1 protein-coding gene is annotated in these 238 nt (G+C 59.7%); it reads left to right on the top strand.

Features of this window, described 5'->3' with window-relative positions:
* A partial coding sequence (locus ACFZPT_RS26960; RefSeq protein WP_379559169.1) for a hypothetical protein occupies positions 1-238 on the top strand: 238 nt, incomplete at both ends.

Genomic DNA, 238 nt, shown 5'->3' with positions numbered 1-238 from the left:
GCGGCATCGGTGTCGGCTGCAATCCGCTGACTTTTGCGCCTGCCAACGGCACCCTCACCCTGTCTGCGGTCAACGACGCGCCTGTAGCTGTCGCCACCACTGCGACCGGTTCGGAAGATCCGGCCCAGGGCATTGAGGTCAAACTGAGTGCAACAGATGTGTTTGACATGGAGAGCGACAAATCGTTCAACGTCGACACGCATAACAACGGCACCTTCTACACCGACGAGGCGAGGAC

The sequence above is a fragment of the Pseudomonas sp. MD330_10 genome (assembly GCF_042610415.1).
GTDB classification, from domain to species: domain Bacteria; phylum Pseudomonadota; class Gammaproteobacteria; order Pseudomonadales; family Pseudomonadaceae; genus Aquipseudomonas; species Aquipseudomonas rhodesiae.
This window is presented reverse-complemented; position numbering and strand designations above follow the sequence as displayed.